This is a genomic window from Bradyrhizobium sp. CSS354, from assembly GCF_029051725.1.
In the GTDB taxonomy this organism is placed as follows: domain Bacteria; phylum Pseudomonadota; class Alphaproteobacteria; order Rhizobiales; family Xanthobacteraceae; genus Bradyrhizobium.
On the sequence record NZ_JAACFU010000001.1, the window covers coordinates 415,278 to 429,239 of the forward strand.

Genomic DNA, 13,962 nt, shown 5'->3' on the forward strand with positions numbered 1-13,962 from the left:
ATGGTAGACGCAAACACGGCCGTTCGGCCAGCGCCCGCATTGTTGCCGGCGCTTGGCGCCATGACCTCACTGCAGGCGCTGGTGGCGCTGGCTCTGTTCGCGCCGGGCGTGGTGGCACCGCGCGCCCATATCGAGGTCTGGCAGCTCTCGATGTTCTCCTGCGCCGTGTTCGCGGTCGGCATTCCCGCCTCGTTCTGGGGCGGCGGGTTCATCGCTCGCCTGGGCTCGCTGCGGATCGCGAGCCTCTGCGCGGCTGCGATCATCGCCAGCATGGTACTGGCTTCGCTCGGCTCGACGGCGGCCCTGCTCGCAGCCGGCCTCTGTCTTGGCCTCGCCTTCGGACCTGAGACGCCCGCAAGCGCGGCGCTGCTGGCGCGGCTCGTGACGACCGAGCGGCGCGCGTTCGTGTTCTCGGTTCGCCAGACCGGAAACCAGATCGGCGCCGTCTGCGGCTCGCTGGTTCTGCCCGCGATCGCAATCTCGCTAGGGCCCGCCTGGTGCTATGCCGCCGTTGGCGCCTGTGCGCTGCTGGCGATAGCGTGGTTCGAGCGCCTGCGGCCGGCCTACGTCGCCAAGGTCGCTCCACTGCCGGAGCTTGGCCTTCGCACGCGGCTGGCACTGGTGACCGCGGACCGGCGCATCGCAATGCTGGCGCTGGCCTCGATGCCGTTCAGCGCGATGCAGGTGTCGCTCAATACGGTTTTCGTTACGCTTGGCACCCGCGAGCTCGGCCTCAGCCATGTCGAGGCCGGCATGGCGCTTGCCTGCGCCCAGTCCGGCGGCCTGATCGGCCGCCTCGGCTGGGGCTTCGTCGCGACGCGCCTCAATGCTTCGCGAGGAGTTCTCGTCGTCATCGGCCTCGGCATGACTATCTGCGCCGCGCTGCTGGGCCTCGACGGCGCATCGCTCGGACGGACCGGCCAGTTCGCGATTGCAGCTCTGTTCGGGCTGACAGCCTCGGGCTGGAACGGTGTCTTCATCGCCGAGATCGCGCGCCTCACCCCGCAGGACAGGATTGGCGAGACCACCGGCGCGGTGCTGACCGCATCCTATGCCGGCCTCTTGGCAGCACCGGCCCTGGTGTCGCTCCTGGACGGCGCAGCCAGTCTCGGGGCCGCCTTCTTCGCCTTGGCGTGCCTCACCCTCTGCGGCACGTTGGCACTGATCTGGGGAGGCGATGAAGAAGCAAGAAAGTAGCGCTTGCGAGATTGCGGCCGACGTCTCCGCCGGACGAACGGGTGCGGTCGAGACCGCCAAGGCCGCGCTTGCGCGCATCGAGGCCGCCAAGGCGCTGAACGCGGTGGTGACGACCGCTCCCGCGCGTACGCTTGCCGACGCCGCAGCGATCGACGATCGCCTGCGAGCCGGCGAGACGATGCCGCTCGCCGGTGTCCCCGTCATCGTCAAGGACAACATCTGGGTCGGCGACTGGCGTGTGACACAGGGATCGCGCCTGTTCGCCGAATTCGTTGCGCCGCGGGATGCGATTGCGATTGAGCGGCTGCGCAAGGCCGGCGCCGTCGTCGTCGGCATCGGCGCAACGTCGGAATTCGCCTGCAAGGGCGTGACCACCTCGCCCCTGTATGGGCCAACGCGGCATCCACTCGATCCCACGCTGACCCCCGGTGGCTCGTCGGGCGGCCCGGCCGCCGCGGTTGCGGCCGGCCTCGTGCCGCTAGCGATCGGCACCGATGCGGGTGGCTCGAGCCGCAGGCCGCCGGCTCACGTCGGCGTCGCCGGGTTCAAGCCGTCCTATGGCGCGATCCCCTATGGGCCCGGCTTCGCCGAGCCGTTCTTCGGCCTCTCCGTCATCGCGCCGATCGCCACTTACATTGCTGATATCGCGCTGGCGTTCGAGGCCATGGCCGGCGTCGATCCGCGCGATCCGGATTCAGTCGGCATCGATCGAGAGGCCAAAAATACCGCCAGTCTGCGCATCGCGTTCTCGCCACGCCTTGGGCTCGACGTCGCGGTCGACGACGTTGTCGCTGACGGGCTCGTTTTCGCCATCGCGCGTCTCTCCGCCGCAGGCCTCAGCATCGCCCAGCGCGATCCCGTCTGGCCGGCGGGCGCGACGGAAGAGGCCATCATGCCGCTTCAGCACGCCGGTCTCGCCGCACTCTATCGAGACGCCTTCCGCGCGGATCCGAGCGTCTTCGATCCTGACATCGCCAAGCAGATCGAGCGAGGGCTGTCATGGTCTGGCGCCGACGTTGCCGGTGCGCTGGTGGCAAGCGCCGCGATCGCCAATGCTTTCGCGGCATTCTTCACCGAGGTCGATCTGCTGCTGGCGCCAACCGTCCCCTGTGTCGCTTGGCCATTCACCCAGCTCGGACCCGACATGATCGGTGGCCGCGCGGCGAGCCCGCGCGCGCACGCGGCGTTAACTCCCTTTGTCAATCATGCCCGGCTGCCGGCGATTTCGATACCGTGCGGAACAGACGGGTGCGGACTTCCATTTGGCCTTCAGGTCATCGCCGCGCGCGGACAGGACCGCACGCTGCTTCAAGCAGCGCAAGAGATCGAGGCCATGCTGCGAACATAAATCCTGCCGGTAGATGTCTCTGCCGGAACACGCCGATCGCCCTATGGGCTTTCAACGGGCGCGGGGACGAGTAAGATGCTGTCTCGTGGGCCCGGAGGCGGCATGAGCCAGCGCAAGTTCATGGGACTTGTCGGCGGTGCGACAGCATCAGGGTCGGGTATTGCGCTAGCGAGCCAGCGATCAGCCAACGCGGCCGCCGAGCCTGCTCATGACGATGAGCAAGAATTCCCATTGATCATCGCAAACATACCCGCAACCCCTCGTCAAAAGGCCTGGGCGGTGAGTGTCGCCGTCTTGCTCATCGTCCTTGCAGCCGTCATCGCGCCGTTCGCTCGGATCCAATTGGGCCAGATTAATGGTTTCGTTCCGACATTGCAGACCACATTGGCTCTGGCCGAGTTCATCACGGCAGCCCTGCTGTTTGCTCAATTTGCGATCCAGCCCCAACGGGCACTTCTCGCACTGGCAAGCGGATACGTTTTCAGCGGATCGTTCGCATTCCTGCAAACGCTCGCCTTTCCGAACGGATACGCTCCCGCTGGTGTCATTGGAAATGGACTGGATAGCCCCGCTTGGCTTTACGTGCTTTGGCACACGGCTTTTCCCGCAGCGATCCTGGTGTACGGATTCACAAAGGGTTATTCCACCGCCGGCAGACCAGGCAGACCTGCGCTAACCGCGATCATGCTAGCTCTCGGCTGCATCGCCGCTACGGTGACGGGATTGACGTGGATGGTGACCGCGAAAGCCGAACTTCTCCCTAGCTTCTACATGATCGACGTAAAGCATCAGACGCCCCTCGGTAATCAGGTCAACCTCATACTACTGCTATGGAATGTGACTGCTCTGACCGTCATGTTTGCACGCATGCGCACCATTCTTGACCTTTGGCTGATGGTGACTTTACTCGCCTACTTGCCCAATTTCCTGGTGGCGATCATCGGCAGCTCGGTACGGTTCACCATCGGTTGGTATGCAGCACGCGGTTTCGTTCTGGTCGGCAGTTGCATGTTGCTGACGGTATTGCTCATCGAAACGATGTTTCTCTATTCACGCCTCGCCAGCGTCATCGCCCTGCAGCGGCGCGAACGAGCGAACCGGCTTCTCAGCATCGACGCGGTCACTGGCGCGATCGCCCATGAGTTGAGATCGCCATTGGGAGCCATCTCGCTCAATGCTGCGACGGGCCTCAGTCACTTGCGAGCTGCATCCCCTGAACTTGCGGAACTCGAGAACATCCTCTGTGACATCGAAGCCGACGGCGGCCGGGCCGCTGACATCATATCGAGCATTCGCGAGATGACAATCAAAACGGCACACGGCGGCGCTTCGGCAAACGTCGAGGAGATCGCCGAGCTTACGCTGAGACTTTTGAAGCACGATCTCCTGACCAATGGTGTATCAGTAGCGACGGAGCTTCAGGGCAACATACCTCCAGTCGCCCTGGACGGCACTGAGCTTCAGCAGATTGTCCTGAACCTCTGCAAGAACGCGATTGACGCAATGAGTTCTGTCCCCGCCGATCAACGGCAGCTCCGTCTGAAAACCGCCCTCGATGGTAGCACAACCGTCCATTTGTCCGTCGAGGACTCCGGCACCGGCATCACACCGCGTCATCAAGAGCGCATCTTCGACCCTTTCTTCACGACGAAGCAAGGCGGTATGGGGTTGGGACTGGCGATCTCCTCCAACCTGGTCGCAAGATGCGGAGGAAGGCTGAGGCTGGTCAAGTCGGACGTCAGGGGCTCCGTTTTCGAGTTGGAGATTCCAATCTCCGCTCAGTCTTCTGCGCAATAGCGGTACGAGGCGTCACCATCGTTCCGCCTTTCGCTCACTTCAGAGAGATCATGATCGTGCTGAGGTTGGCGACCGACACGAGGATGCCAGACGCACTATCTACGTGCGTCGCTCAGGGTTTTGCACTATCGACCTTCTTCCAGGTCTGGTCCGGATCGAATGCAGTCATGCGAGGAGCGAGGACCTTGGTCCGAGGCCCGAGATCCTTCTGGTAGACAACGCCCGCATGATTGACCAGGAAGGTCATGACGCCGGAATTGCCGTACTCGGCGGGCCAGGCGACCAGCGCAAAACCTCCGATCATCTTGCCTTTGACGACGTAGTTGAGCGCGCCGCCTGGCGCGTTCGAGCCCTGCCCTTTCAGGATGCGGAAATAGTAGCCGTGATAGGGCTCCGGGCCATCCCCGGCCTGGTACCCTTCAGCCGAAGCCTGCGCTACCAGTGCGCCGAGCGGGCTCTGGTCGCTGTCGTCGCGCCAGAACAACCCGTCCTTCTTGCCCGCGCTGCTGACGATGCGCTGTGCGTACACGCCGGCCCCTTCGCCGCGATCCTTGTTAGCGTAGTCGTTCTCGGCATCGACAAAGGCAAGACTGGTCTGGATCGCGTCGAGCTCATTGCGGCCGATGCGGCGATACAGCACTTCGATGCGGCCTTCGGCGGCATCGAATTCCCAGCCGGTCTTGGTGTTGACGAGCGGGATCGGGAACGGGAAGTCGTCCGGACCCAACATCAGCATCGCCTTCTTGTTACCCTCTGTCTTGACCGAATGCTTAGCATCATACATCGAGACGAAGCGTTTCCGGATGTCGACGTCGGCAACCTCATCACCGGACGAGACGATGTCCTCGGCAGCGCTGCCGAGCACTTTCAGGATGGCCCGGTCCGGCCCGCTTTTGACGGCGGCAGCGAGCGCCGCTGCCGCATCCTCCGGTGTCGGATAGGATTGCTGCGCCAGGGATGGCCAGCTCAGGAGCGCCAGCGCCATGATGGCCGGCAACGCCGCACGAAGAAGCGACTTCAAACTCATCATGGCGTCACCCCCGCAGGAATCCGCGCGCCGCTCTCGAGCCAATCGCGATAGGTACGGAATTTCAGACCGAGCTTTTCGTAATAGACCCGGAGATAGCCGTCGGCTCCGCGGGTGACGGCTACCGGCTTCACTTCCTCGACTTCCTGCGCAATGACGCCGACATAGGCCTTGTCGCTGCCGATATAGCTGAAGCGGTAGTAACCAAGGCCGCTTGCGAGATGGCCGAGCAGAACGACATCGTGCTTCAGCCCGATATCGGAACGTCGTCCGCCGCCACCACCGCGGCCACCGCCACCGCCACCCTGGAAGCCTCCGCCGCCGCCTCGGCCGGCGAAGCTCGCACCTCCGCCGCCGCCACCGCGCGGTCCCATGCTCGCCATGCTCGCCTGGCCACGGGCCGATGCTGCAGCCGCCGAGCGGCCCGACGACACGTTCAGGGCACCGCCACCACCGCGGTTCGCGGCCTTGGCGCCACCGCCGCTCTTGGCACCGCCCGCTTTAGGGCTGGCACTTTTTGCGCCGGCATTCTTGGCACCACCACCCTTGGCAGCGCGATCGCCACCACCTTTGGCACGATCCCCCGCGCCTTGTCGGTCACCGCCTCGATCACCTGCGCGGTCGCCGGCACGATCTCCTGCGCGATCTCCCGCACCTGGCCGATCCTGCCCCGGCTTCTGCTGTCCGTCGCGGCCGCGGAAATCCATCCGGTCGGCGGCGCCGGCCTTCAGGTTGCTGTTGCCAAAGCGCTGCTGAACGTTGGCGTTGTTGTACCGCACCCCTTGGCGATGCGAAGGATTGTGCTGCCAGCCATTTCCGATGTTCGTGGTTCGGTGATTGATATAGACGTTGCGGTTGCCCCAGTTGCAGCCGCCGCCCCAATAATTGCCCCAGCGGCCGATGGCCCAGGCCGTGCCGAAGGCGAGACCCGCCGCGACGACGCCTGCGCCGATGTAGGACGGGTAGCCGAAGTAATATGGTGGATACTCGGTGTAGGGCCACGCGCCGTAGACTGTCGCAGGCTCGTAGTACGGCACGTACATCGTATCGGGAACCGCCGGCTCGATCACGACCACCTGCCCGCTTTCCTCGGTCTTGACGCTCACCTTCTGCTGCTTGGTGGTCACCAACTTTTTATTGTCATAAGCCTTGGTCCGCAACCGCTGGACCGCATCCATCACATCCGGTTGCTGCGCGAGCACGGCGTCGCCCAGCGCCTTGGTCCAGTCGAGCTTGTCGCTCATCATGGCTAGGACCTCAGCAGTCGAGGCCAGCGCCTTGATGCTGTCATCCCACGGCTGCTTCTCGACTTCAGTCTTCAGGGCATCACCCTTCAGAGTCTTGCGCTCTTTCAGCCAGCGATCGGCCTGAACGACTTCCAGAGGATAGGTGGAAGCCGCCAGCACGTTGGCAAGCAATTCGTCGGGATAGAGCGCTATCGGCGCGACCAGAGCTTCGAGCTGCTCCGGTTTCAGAAGCTCTGCGGCTTGCGCGGGGGGATTTGCCTGCTGCGGGCTGGAGGCCGGCGCCTTATCTGCAGTCTGCGCCGCCGCCGCCAGCGGAATCGCGATCACGAGCGCAACCGCCATCAAGATCCTGCCGCAGCGAAACATCAGATCCTCCATGCACATTCCCGGCGATCATCAGACCGGAGAGCTGACATTTGTTGATCGAGATCAACGAAACGCTGCCTCATCTCCCGGGACGCCCGAGCAAGCTAGTCGATCAGCTCAGCCTCCATCAGCAATCGTTCCGGGACCGCCAGTCCGAGGGCGTGGACGGCTCTCATGTTGATGACGAGGTCAAACCTTGTGGCGAATTGCACCGGAAGACTGCGGACCTCGGCGCCGCGAAGGATGCGAGCGACATAGCCAGCGCCGTCGCGAAACTGTTGCGTCAGGTCGGCGCCATAAGACATCAGCCCGCCATTCACAGTATAGAAGCGCACGGCGAAGATCGCCGGCACGCGGCGCTGAGCGAGCAACGGGATTGCCATGGCGCTCTGAGTACTGAAGAAGCCGCCATCCGGCAGCACGACGACCCCGCTGCCATTCCGCGCCGCAGTATCGATGGCCACGGCGATATCGGCGCTGCTGCGGACGGCGGCGCCAGTAACCGTCATGCGCAGGCGACTTTCCACCTGGTGTGCGGCCTGAAGGTATAGGGGCGCATATGGCGCGGTCTCGGGATTGTACAGAAGCACCGCACTGCTCATGCTGGGCACCATGTCCTTCAACAGGCTCAGCCATTTCCCGCTCATGGCATGCTCGTAAAGCGAGAAGCCTGTAAGATTGCTGGTCGGCCTTGCCAGATCGACGACGAGGCCTGTCCCGACCGGGTCCGAGAGCCCGACAAAGATGATCGGAATGATCTGCGTTGCAGCCCGCAGCGCCCGTGTCGTCGCCGTGCTGGTCGCAAACAGCACGTCGGGTCTGGTGGCAACAAGTTCGCGAGCTTCACGTTCCTGCCATGTCGGATTGGAGCCCGGCCAGCGCACATCGAGTCGGTAGTTCTGATTGGCGATCCAGCCGAGATCGGCGAGACCCTGCTGAAGGGCATTGACGCGCATCTGAGCGCCGCCATCGCCCACCACATTGCCAGTCAGCACGCCGACCGACGGCATCGGCCGCGGTGCCCCGTCCTGAGCGTGCGCGAAGACCGGACAAGCGGCTGCAGCCCCGACCAAGGCCATGAACTCACGACGCTTCATCGCCCGTCCGTTATCCCCCGAATGTCCCGCACCCCTCGCATGACGCGATTGCTGAAGGAAACGGGGTTGGCGGCCGGAGGGTTTGATCAAGATCAAGGTAGCTGAGCTTGGGTTCGGCCGTGGTGTGACTTGATTTGGAGTGACCACCGTCAGGTGCGGTCAACTGGCTGACCGAGCGCTTGCTCATGTCCGTGCGCGGACAGCAGGATCCGACGGTCGTGAATCAGGCTCTGAAGACGATGCGCAGCGACATTCAATGTCGTGACATCGAGCGCATTCTCGTCTCCTGCAGTGGCCTTGGCGCGCTGGCCCTGGAGCACCCGGTCGATCTCCACCTCGATATCGGACAGTTCGGCCTCCGCCTCCGTCCTGCGTATCCGCGCGCCCAGCGCATACAGCAAGTCCAGGCCCCGTTCGTCTTTAGAGGGATCACGCACCTGAAGGAATTTCCAAGCCGCCGCCAATACGGAGATGAGGCCGCCGAAAATCATGGGCGCGAGGAAGATCGCGTTTCCCCATTCGTCCAGAAAGCTCTGCTGCGTTCCGTTGTAGAATGCTGCGGCGCCAGGATGGACCGGGAGGAAGGCGTCCGAATCCGTGCTCGGCGTGGTCATTTGCGAGAGGATGGGCAATTCGCCGAGCAGGTCCCTGCGCGCCTTCATCAGCGCGTCGGCCAGGCTACCCGCCACCTCTGCGCTGAGGTGCTTTTGCGCGACCACATAGAACGAAACCCGCAGCGTGGTGAGATCCTCGCTCGGGACAGGCGGCGAACCGCGCAGCGTGCCCTTCGGGACATCGAAGCTTTCATAGGCGCGCTGCTTTTCCGCGATGGCACCAGCCGCCTCGACGGGAAGAAGGACCGGCGCGGTCTTCGGCGTCTGCAGAAAGAGGCCGCGCAAGAGAGCGAGATACTTTTCGGCAAGGGGAACGACGACCAGAATCGCCCGTACCTCCTTGGCGTCGAGTGCCCGCCGCGCGTCTGCCGGCTGGAGATTGCGGAATGTCACGTTGGCGCGCCCCAGGCCGTATTCCTCACTGAGGACGTTGACGATGTTGCGATTTATCTCGCCGCCGATCACGCCGACACTGGCGCGTTTCAACCCGGCGATATCGGTAATTGCCGAGCCCGGCGGCGCAACCAAGAGGACAACGGCATGGGCGAGAACCACGATGGCCTGCGCTTGCGATAGGTCGCCGACGTCACCGCGGACGACAGCAAGCTCGACCTTCTCGGCCGCAAACTGCTCGGCAGCATCAACCGCGTTGGTGGTTTCCACCAGCTTGAGCCGGACCGGGGCGTTCACGACGGCAAGCCGGCTTGCCAACGCCGCTACCAGACGCGCGGCCTCCCCGTCCAAGGATCCAACCGCGATGGTCAACGTCGTCGGGCGGGAATACCAGCGGTATCCGACCAGGCCGGCCCCAAGCACGAGAACGACAGCGCTGGAGACAATGACGGAACGAAGCCAGATCGGCATTTTCGCAGGGACCATATGGCGCTCACGGTGAATCGGAGATCCGGCGGCCGCACGGGCTCATTGACACCCGTCCGGCTCAGCTGCGGCTTATTGCTCAACCGGTGCGATTCAAGCCAAGAGCGGACCCGTTCAGTGCCCGCTCAGCACCAGCGTCTTGATCGGCAGCAGCAGCGCCTGAATTCGCAACAGCATGGCGTGCACGAGCCCGACGCCATCGACGACATGCAGAGCGACGGCCCGAGCCGTGCCCGTCTCCTTCGCAGTGATCTCCTCGTGATTGCTGGTATAGGCATTGACGATGCAGCTGCTGCCCGGCGTCAAGCCTTCAAGTCCGCCCTTGTAGAGCGGCTCCAGGAAGGCGAGTATCGAACCCGGCTTGCGTGCATTCTGAAGTTCAATCAATTCCTGGCCAGCCTGGACCTGGCCGGCGGCGATGTAGTCCTGCACATCGGTGACAACGAGCGGAATGATCACCCACGGCTTGGAGATGCAGGTCGCTTCCGCGACCATCCCTACCTTCATCACCCCCGCTTCAATCTGTCCAAACCCGGCCTGCAGCCTACCCCTGCCGGCATCCGCCGGTATCAACACGCCGGCTGGTCGCATGATCTGGGCGACGAGATCGCCAGGTCGAACGAAGAACTGTTCGACCCGCCCGTCGACGCCGGCGCGAACGAAGGTCTTGTCGAGATCGACCTGCGCTTCAGCCAACGCCGCCTGGCCGCTCGCTTTTTCAGCCGGCAACAGCGTTGAAAGCCGCAACATCGCCGACGTCTTGGACGCGGTGGCCGAGTCCACACCAGCCTGCCGCTGGTTGACCACGACCTGTAGTTTCTCGATATCGCGTTGCGGGACGATACCGGGATTGCGGCGCTGCAGCTCCGTCTTGACGTCCAGCTCGTCCTTGGCCTGCTGAAGGCTGGCCTTGGCTTCCTGGATCTGCGCTTCGGCCTTGACCACGTCGTTTTCGGCGCTTGTCATCGCGGCGTCGACCTCGGCGATCTTGCGCGTGGCCGTCTCCAAGGCGGCCTTCTGCTTCGAACTGTCCAACCTGAACAGCACATCGCCTTTCTTCACTGCCTCGCTGTAGCCGACATTGACTTCCGCGACGCGGCCGGAGCCTTCAGGAAGGATGGGGACCGTCCGAAAATAGAGCGCGGCCGAGGTCGTTGACGGGTGAAAGTAGAAGATCATCGTGATCAGCGAAATCGTCAGCATCAGGCAGCCGGTGATGCCCCATCGCAATTCATACCAGATGGAAAAGAAAGTGATCTCCTTGCCGAAACGTTTGCCCTGGGCATAGCGGCGGTAGAGGTAGTCCGGCAGGATGGTCAGGAGGGAGCAGAACATGAGCTCAAACATGGCTGTGCTCCTTCCCCTTGACGATCGGCTTCTCAACCGGCGGCAAGCCGGGGAGTTCGGGCTCCCGACCCTCGCCGGGCGCGGCGTCGGCGATCCTCTCGACCGAGCCTGCGATACTCCGCAGCGGCGTGCCGAAATCCGGCAAGTCGATCATCGCGAGCAGAAGGCCAGCCACCCAGAAAATGTGCATGTGCGTAAAGAGCGAGATGATGCCCAGCACGGCCACGATCTCGAACTGAAGCTTCTGCGACTTGTGGGCCATTCGTTCCGGCAGGCTGTGCAGCTTCCAATACAGCGTCCCAACCCAGAGCACACTGCCGACCAGAAAGATCCCCATCACCACCATCAGCACGTCCGTCCCGCTTCCCGGCGCGAGATAGAACGGCAGATGATGCGGGGCCATTGGATGAAGTTGCTCGCTCAATGGTCGCCTCCACAGAAGGGATCAGGGCGGTCTGCGCGCCGGTTAGTTACCCTGGCCGCGCAGGTGAGAAAATTGCTTGATATGAATCAAGGGTCCGAACGGCGCGAAACCTAGCCTAGCCCTGACTCCAATCCCACAGCAAGCCAGGAACGCACAATCATGCCCGGCATCGATGAGCTCATTCCCAACGCACTGCAAATCCGCAAGGAAGCCGCGCTCGAGGAAGCCAGAAAGGCTGAGGAATATGTTCGCCTCGCCGCCGCGGCCGAAGCCGAGAAACGCGCTCTGATCGAACGGCTGAGCAAACCGTCCGGCAAGTCCGAGGAGGAGAAGATCAAGCTCGCCTCGACCATCATCCAGCGCGCGGTTCGCAACGGCCTGACCGAAGTGCAGGTCTATCGCTTCCCGAACACGCTGTGCACCGACAAGGGCCGCGCGATCAACCAGATGGAAGCGGGCTGGGAGACAACGCTGACTGGAATTCCAAAGGAGATCTTCGAGCTCTGGACCGAATACCTCAAGCCGCGCGGCTATCGCATCGGCTATCAGGTCATCGACTTCCCGGACGGCGTGCCCGGCGACATCGGGGTCACCATCTCGTGGGGCGACTGATCACGGTTTGGCCGAGTTGAGAGAAGGCGGAGCGGCATGGCAAAGGACGAAGCCTCAGAGCGGATGAAGCGCAAGGACTACGAGAAGGAGCTCGAAAAGCTCCAGATCGAGCTTTGCCATCTCCAGGATTATGTAAGGGAAAACAAGCTTCGAGTCATCGTTCTGTTCGAAGGCCGCGACGCGGCCGGCAAAGGCGGCACGATCAAGGCGATCACAGAAAAGGTCAGCCCGCGCGTGTTCCGGGTGGTGGCGCTGCCGGCGCCATCGGATCGCGAAAAGACGCAGCTTTTCTTCCAGCGCTACATGAAACAGTTTCCGGCCGGGGGCGAGATCGTGATCTTCGACCGGAGCTGGTACAATCGCGCCGGCGTCGAATACGTCATGGGATTCTGCTCGCCCGCCGAGCACGATCGTTTCCTGTCGCTCTGCCCGCAAATGGAAAAGTACGCCATCGACGGCGGCATCATTCTGATCAAGATCTGGCTCGAGGTCGGGATGGACGAGCAGGAGCGCCGCTTCAACGCCCGCATCGACGATCCGGTGCGGCAATGGAAGTTGAGTCCGATGGACCTCGAATCCTTCAAGCGCTGGTATGATTATTCGCGCGCGCGCGACCTGATGCTCAAGAAGACGAGCACGAAGGACGCTCCTTGGTACATCATACGCTCCGACGACAAGCGGCGGGCGCGGCTGAACTGTATCGCGCACATCCTGGAGGCTATCCCCCACAAGCGGATCAAGAAGGACAAGGTGAAGCTACCGAAGCGTTCCGACAAAGGGCGCTACAATGACCAGGCCAGCCTGCGCGGGATGAACTTCGTCACCGAGCGATATTGACGAGGTGATCGGGCCGCACGGCCAGTGCGGTCAGATCTTTGACGGTCAGATCGATGCTGCCGACGGACTTCGCTGGCCCGTCAGCAGCGCTTTCCCTCAATACGGATACTGGTTGGGGCAGACCCAGTTGCCGTACGTGTCCTGATAACAACCGTTACTGTAGTTGTTATTGTAGTATCCGTAGGCGCCCGCGGCGGCCGCACCGACGGCAGCAGCACCGTAAGCCGCGCCTCGATAGCCATATCGCGGATAGCCTCCGGGATAACCGGCGACGGGACGGCCGGGACGGCCCGCAACGGGGTAACCTGGACGGCCAGGACGACCAGCAATCGGATGGCTTGGCCGCGGACCTCCTGCGTAGTGGCGTCCGCCTCCGCCATGGATGCGTCCGGCATGAACCCCGCCGCCATGAAAACCTCCGGCGCGCATGCCCCCTCCACCTCCGCGATAGCCACCACCGCCACCTCCGCGGCGGGCATAGGCATCATCGGGAATGAGCGTGGCCGTGAGAAGAACGACGGCCGCAACAAAAGCTAGTAGATATCGAAGCATGGCATGTCCTCCCTCGATATGGGTGCCGTGATCCGCTTCGACGATGCCTCGCGAAACGCGGTTGGCACCCGACCCGGCGCTGATCTGCGGGCGCTTCCCCGACCTACGTGCATGAGAAAAGCAGCCGCCATTCAGCTAGAGCGCCGCGACCGCCGAAGCGGCGCGAGACTACCGCTCTACCGCTTCAAAGCTATCGTCACGCCCCCCACAGCGGCTGACAGCTCCGCACCGACCTTCGGCCCGCTAAGCTGCAGAATCACGCCGTTGCCGTTTTGTAGCTGAACGGCACCTGCGCCGGCAGCGATAGCACCGCCCGCACCGCCGACAGCGTAGGAGCCTTCGATCGACTCCGGTCCCCTCAGGTTGAGGGCGCGACCGACCAGCTTGGTGGTCGAGGCGCCGATCGTGAAGCCGACGCTCATACCCGAGACGGTGAAGGGATATTTGTGGCCGCGATACAGCAGAACGCCCTCGCCCCCACCGACGCCAACGATGAATCCGCCCTTGGTGAAGACAACGGCAACTTGGCCGGTCTCTGCCCGCGATGGCGTGCTGAATCCGGTGACGCCTGCCAGCGAGGCGACCAGGGCGGCATAGATAGCGACTTTTCTCATGACT

Annotated in this window: 13 protein-coding genes; 5 read left to right on the forward strand and 8 right to left on the reverse strand. The window is 63.1% G+C overall.

Annotation, left to right across the window (positions count from 1 at the left end; all coding sequences use genetic code 11):
• The 3 genes from GWG67_RS02095 (at nt 1) to GWG67_RS02105 (ending at nt 4,342) form a co-directional block, all read left to right on the forward strand.
• Entirely contained in the window at nt 1–1,197 is a 1,197-nt protein-coding gene (locus tag GWG67_RS02095; RefSeq protein ID WP_275167489.1) for an MFS transporter, read from the forward strand.
• Nucleotides 1,178–2,545 (forward strand): amidase, encoded by a 1,368-nt coding sequence (locus tag GWG67_RS02100; RefSeq protein WP_275167490.1) that lies wholly within the window; start codon nt 1,178–1,180, stop codon nt 2,543–2,545. The genes GWG67_RS02095 and GWG67_RS02100 overlap by 20 nt, the downstream gene beginning before the upstream one ends.
• 102 nt (nt 2,546–2,647) lie before the next feature.
• Nucleotides 2,648–4,342 (forward strand): MASE4 domain-containing protein, encoded by a 1,695-nt coding sequence (locus tag GWG67_RS02105; protein ID WP_275167491.1) that lies wholly within the window; start codon nt 2,648–2,650, stop codon nt 4,340–4,342.
• Between the two features lie 112 nt (nt 4,343–4,454).
• Here GWG67_RS02105 and GWG67_RS02110 read toward each other — a convergent pair whose 3' ends face one another.
• The 6 genes from GWG67_RS02110 to GWG67_RS02135 all read right to left on the reverse strand — a co-directional run bounded on the left by GWG67_RS02110 (nt 4,455) and on the right by GWG67_RS02135 (nt 11,322).
• Nucleotides 4,455–5,372: a DUF2950 domain-containing protein gene (locus GWG67_RS02110; RefSeq protein WP_275167492.1), complete on the reverse strand. Its 918-nt coding sequence runs from the start codon at nt 5,370–5,372 to the stop codon at nt 4,455–4,457.
• A complete protein-coding gene (locus GWG67_RS02115) occupies nt 5,369–6,982 on the reverse strand; it encodes a DUF3300 domain-containing protein (protein WP_275167806.1) in 1,614 nt (537 codons plus the stop codon). Before GWG67_RS02115 ends, GWG67_RS02110 begins: the two co-directional genes overlap by 4 nt.
• Nucleotides 6,983–7,086: 104 nt before the next feature.
• Nucleotides 7,087–8,079, reverse strand: a complete 993-nt coding sequence (locus GWG67_RS02120) for an ABC transporter substrate-binding protein (protein ID WP_275167493.1) — start codon at nt 8,077–8,079, stop codon at nt 7,087–7,089.
• Between the two features lie 149 nt (nt 8,080–8,228).
• Nucleotides 8,229–9,572 carry a TAXI family TRAP transporter solute-binding subunit gene (locus tag GWG67_RS02125; protein WP_275167494.1) on the reverse strand — a complete coding sequence of 448 codons (1,344 nt, stop codon included), beginning with the start codon at nt 9,570–9,572 and terminating at the stop codon, nt 8,229–8,231.
• A gap of 114 nt (nt 9,573–9,686) precedes the next feature.
• The gene (locus tag GWG67_RS02130) at nt 9,687–10,919 is read right to left on the reverse strand and encodes an HlyD family secretion protein (RefSeq protein WP_275167495.1); all 1,233 of its coding nucleotides are present in this window, start codon (nt 10,917–10,919) and stop codon (nt 9,687–9,689) included.
• Nucleotides 10,912–11,322 carry a hypothetical protein gene (locus tag GWG67_RS02135; RefSeq protein ID WP_275167807.1) on the reverse strand — a complete coding sequence of 137 codons (411 nt, stop codon included), beginning with the start codon at nt 11,320–11,322 and terminating at the stop codon, nt 10,912–10,914. Before GWG67_RS02135 ends, GWG67_RS02130 begins: the two co-directional genes overlap by 8 nt.
• 180 nt (nt 11,323–11,502) lie before the next feature.
• Between GWG67_RS02135 and GWG67_RS02140 the strand changes: the two genes are divergently transcribed.
• Together GWG67_RS02140 and ppk2 are read left to right on the forward strand one after the other, a co-directional pair.
• Nucleotides 11,503–11,955 (forward strand): hypothetical protein, encoded by a 453-nt coding sequence (locus tag GWG67_RS02140; RefSeq protein ID WP_275167496.1) that lies wholly within the window; start codon nt 11,503–11,505, stop codon nt 11,953–11,955.
• 36 nt (nt 11,956–11,991) lie between these two features.
• Entirely contained in the window at nt 11,992–12,792 is an 801-nt protein-coding gene (gene ppk2 / locus GWG67_RS02145; protein ID WP_275167497.1) for a polyphosphate kinase 2, read from the forward strand.
• Between the two features lie 96 nt (nt 12,793–12,888).
• On the opposite strand, the gene GWG67_RS02150 is transcribed toward ppk2, so the two are convergent.
• Together GWG67_RS02150 and GWG67_RS02155 are read right to left on the reverse strand one after the other, a co-directional pair.
• Nucleotides 12,889–13,344: a hypothetical protein gene (locus tag GWG67_RS02150; protein WP_275167498.1), complete on the reverse strand. Its 456-nt coding sequence runs from the start codon at nt 13,342–13,344 to the stop codon at nt 12,889–12,891.
• 176 nt (nt 13,345–13,520) lie between these two features.
• The gene (locus GWG67_RS02155; RefSeq protein ID WP_275167499.1) at nt 13,521–13,958 is read right to left on the reverse strand and encodes a hypothetical protein; all 438 of its coding nucleotides are present in this window, start codon (nt 13,956–13,958) and stop codon (nt 13,521–13,523) included.
• Between the last annotated feature and the right edge of the window lie 4 nt (nt 13,959–13,962).